This window comes from Chrysiogenia bacterium, assembly GCA_020434085.1.
Taxonomy (GTDB): Bacteria; JAGRBM01; JAGRBM01; order JAGRBM01; family JAGRBM01; genus JAGRBM01.
In genome coordinates this window covers 1-3696 of sequence record JAGRBM010000096.1, presented here as the reverse complement: position 1 = coordinate 3696, position 3696 = coordinate 1, and the positions used below count along the sequence as shown (strand labels likewise).

General features: G+C 64.3%; 4 protein-coding genes. 1 reads left to right on the top strand and 3 read right to left on the bottom strand.

All coding sequences use genetic code 11. The features are described 5' to 3' along the window. Together leuD and leuC are read right to left on the bottom strand one after the other, a co-directional pair. Positions 1-594: 3-isopropylmalate dehydratase small subunit (leuD, locus tag KDH09_03320; protein MCB0218700.1), on the bottom strand; the 594-nt coding region annotated here is incomplete at its 3' end. Positions 595-598: 4 nt separating this feature from the next. After that, positions 599-2005 (bottom strand): 3-isopropylmalate dehydratase large subunit, encoded by a 1407-nt coding sequence (leuC, locus tag KDH09_03315; protein ID MCB0218699.1) that lies wholly within the window; start codon positions 2003-2005, stop codon positions 599-601. Positions 2006-2127: 122 nt separating this feature from the next. Here leuC and KDH09_03310 point away from each other — a divergent pair, with 122 nt between their 5' ends. Continuing rightward, positions 2128-3009, top strand: coding sequence for a LysR family transcriptional regulator (locus KDH09_03310; GenBank protein ID MCB0218698.1), 882 nt, complete (start codon positions 2128-2130; stop codon positions 3007-3009). Here the strand turns inward: KDH09_03310 and KDH09_03305 are convergent. Next, the coding region (locus KDH09_03305) for a HAMP domain-containing histidine kinase (GenBank protein ID MCB0218697.1) at positions 3006-3696 on the bottom strand (691 nt) is incomplete at its 5' end. The two genes, KDH09_03310 and KDH09_03305, sit on opposite strands and share 4 nt — an antisense overlap.

Below are 3696 nucleotides of genomic sequence, written 5' to 3'. Positions count from 1 at the left end.
GTACGGGAGCCCCTGGTAGGTCTTCTCCACCTGCTCCTTGCTGGAGAGCAGCTCGCCGATGGGATCCCACTTGCCCTCGACGAGCACTTCGCGGGTGGAATCCTTTATGTCGGCGTTCTCGATGTCGACCGATCCGATGGTCACCCGGCGGGCGGCCACGTCGACCTTCATCTCCTGCGCGGGGTCTTTGGCGATCTCGTCGGCAAGGGACTTGATCTGCTCCTTGCTCAGTACGACGCAGGGGATCCCGAGCGTGGTGCAATTGCCATAGAAGATCTCGGCAAAGCTCTCCGCAATGACGGCGCGAATACCGAACTTGTGGAGCGCCTGCGGGGCGTGCTCACGCGAGCTGCCGCAGCCGAAGTTCTTGCCCGAGAGCAGAATTTTCGCGCCGGCGTGCCCCGGCTTGTCGAGCGGGTGGTTCTTGCTCTTGCCGTCTTCGGTAAAGCGAACGTCATAGAACGCGTATTCACCCAGCCCGTCGAAGGTCACGCACTTCATAAAGCGCGCCGGAATGATGCGATCGGTATCGATGTCGTCACCGGGGACGTAGACGGCCTTGCCGGCGACCTCTGTAATTTTTTCGAGTGACATATCCTTACGCTCCCTTCAGGCCGAACACTTCGCGTGCGTCGGCGATCTCACCGGCAATGGCGGCGGCAGCCACCATCACCGGGCTCATCAGGACGGTGCGCCCGGTGGGCGAGCCCTGGCGGCCCTTGAAGTTGCGGTTGCTCGACGAGGCGCAGAGCTGGTCGCCGATAAGTTTGTCGGGGTTCATGGCAAGGCACATCGAACAGCCTGCCTCGCGCCACTCGAATCCAGCCTCGGTGAAGAGTTTGTCGAGGCCCATTTCTTCGGCCGTCTTCTGCACGTGCTGGGAACCCGGAACGACGAGCGCCTTCACACCGGCCTTCACCTTGTGGCCCTTCACATATTTGGCAACTTCCTCGAGATCCGAGAGCCGTCCGTTGGTGCACGAACCGATGAAGGTCACATCCACCTTGGCGCCCTTGATGGGCTTGCCGCCCTCGAGCTTCATATACTCGAGTGCTTCCTCAATGGACTCGCGGTCGGGGCCCTCCGCGGCGGGCACGTTTTCGACAACGGAGATGGCCTGCCCCGGGTTGATGCCCCAGGTAACGGTGGGCGCGATGTCCTGGGCCTTGATGTTTACGACGTCGTCGTACTTGGCGTCGGCATCGCTGGCCAGCGCCTTCCAGCGCGCGACCGCCTTGTCCCAGTCGGCGCCCTTGGGCGCGTAGCGGCGCCCCTTGATGTACTCGAAGGTCTTCTCGTCGGGATTCACGTAGCCCACGCGCGCGCCGCCCTCGATGCTCATGTTGCACAGGGTCATGCGCTCTTCCATCGTCATGTTCTCAATGGTCGAGCCACCGAACTCATAGGCATAGCCCACACCGCCGTTCACCCCGAGGGTGCGGATGATGTGGAGAATCACATCCTTCGAGTAAACCCCGGCGCCGAGTTGGCCGTCCACGTTGATGCGGCGAACCTTGAGCGGTGCAAAGGCCAGCGTCTGCGTCGCCAGGCAGTCGCGCACGTTGGTCGTGCCGATGCCAAAGGCGATCGAGCCGAACGCCCCGTGGGTCGAGGTGTGCGAGTCGCCGCAGGCAATGGTCATGCCCGGCTGGGTAAGGCCTTCCTCGGGGCCCACGACATGGACGATGCCCTGATCGCCGCTGGCCACGTCGAAGTAGGTGATCCCGAATTCCTTGCAGTTGTCCTGGAGTGCCTGGAGCATGTCCTCGGCCAGCGGATCGGCCAGCGGGCGCTCGCGTGCGTCGGTCGGGATGATGTGATCGACCGTGGCGAAGGTGCACTGCGGATAGGGCACCTTGAGCTTGAGCTCGCGCATCATGCCGAATGCCTGAGGGCTGGTCACTTCGTGAATCAGGTGCAGGCCGATGAACAACTGGGTCCGGCCGTCGGGCAGCTCGCGCACCGCGTGCTGGTCCCACACTTTCTTGAACAGGGTCTCGCCCATGGGGAGCCTCCTCTTACTCGGGCCATCCTTATATAGATGCGCCCCGAAATCGGCCCCAGTATGCGGGGGGCTTTTTATTAAGTCTATTGAATCTTTCTTTCATTACAGTTTAGGGTTACTACATGATTGATGCGGCCCTGATTCCCGCCCTCTACGACCTGCTCGTGGTGGCCCGCACCGGCTCTGTGGGGCAGGCGGCAGCGCGCCTGAACAAGACTCCCTCGGCAGTGAGCCAGCAACTCCGGCGGGTGCGCGAGAACCTGGGCGTGGAACTCCTGGAGCGCCATGGCCGCGGCATCCGCCTCTCCGCCGCCGGTGAGGCAGCGCTCCCAGCCATCACGCGGCTCTTCGACGAGGCCGAGTCCACGCTGCATCTGCTTCAGAGTCTCTCGGGCGACGCCCCCACCCTGCTGCGCATCAGTTGCTCGGACTATCTGGGAAAGGCGTTGCTGGTTCCGGCAATGCGCGGCTTTGCCGGCGGCGCCATTCGTTTCGAGGTCACCACCGCCCATTCCGCCGCCTCGCTTCGGCAGGTCGAGCGCGGCGAGGCCGACCTGGCCATCGTCACCTCGCGCGAGCCGCACCCGGCGCTCGAAGAGCGCCTGCTCTTCTCGCAGCGCTTCTGCTGGGTGGGACCGAAACTTCGGAAGGAGCGCGGCTACCGCGAGCGCCTGTCCACCGAGCCGGTGCTTCGACTGGCGCCCGGCAGCATCGGCCGCGCACTGCTCGACGAATTCCTTGCTGCCGAGGCGATCGAGCCGGTCTCCACCATCGACGTGCCGAGCGTCTCGCTGTTGCTCTCGTATGCTTCGGGCGGCGTCGGCGTAGGCCTTGCGCCCCTTCCCGCACCCGGCGACGCCGTTGCCCGCTCGCTCTGGGTGGCCGAGGCCGACCTGCCCGAACTTCCGGTCAAACTGGTGCGCCGCCGCCGCTTCCGGCTGGGCACTTCTGGAGAAGAATTTGTCGAAGCGCTCGCCGAGGTGGCGAAGACGCAGGCAGGCTAGTCCGCTGCCGGGATCACCACCCGGAAGAGCGCGCCGCCGAGATCACTCTCGCCGACTTCGACCCGGCCGCCATGGCGCTCGATGATCTGCTTGCACAGGTAGAGCCCCAGTCCCGTGCCATGGCTGGCTTCCTTGGTGGTGTAGAAGGGCTCAAAAATTTTCTCGCGGGCTTCGGGCGGAACGCCATGGCCCGAGTCGGCAACGTCGATCACGATCTCGCCGTTTCCATCGCGGGCACGAAGCACAACGGTTCCGCCCTCTTCGCCCAGCGCCTGCACGGCGTTCCACAAGAGATTCACCATCACCTGCGAGAGCTGGCCGCGGTTGCCGCGCGCTTCGGGGATCACCCCGGCGAGTTCGCGCTTCACTTCAATCCTGGGCAAGTCCTTGACCTGCAGCGCGATGGCCTCAAGGGCGTCGGCCGCGGCGTCGGTCACGAGGAACTCTTCCTCGTAGCCTTCGGTCTGGCGCGAGAGGTTGAGAATGCTCTGCACCATGTCGCGCAGGCGCCGGAGCTGCGCGCGCATCACGCCCAGGTCCTCGGCCACTTCGGCGGTCGCTTCGACGTGCGGACCTTCGGGCTCTCGCTCGAGGAGCTTCGTAAGTGTTTCCTTCGCCGACTCCGCCACGCTCGAGAGCGCGCCCAGCGGGTTCTTGAGATCGTGCACGATGGTCGGTACCAATTCC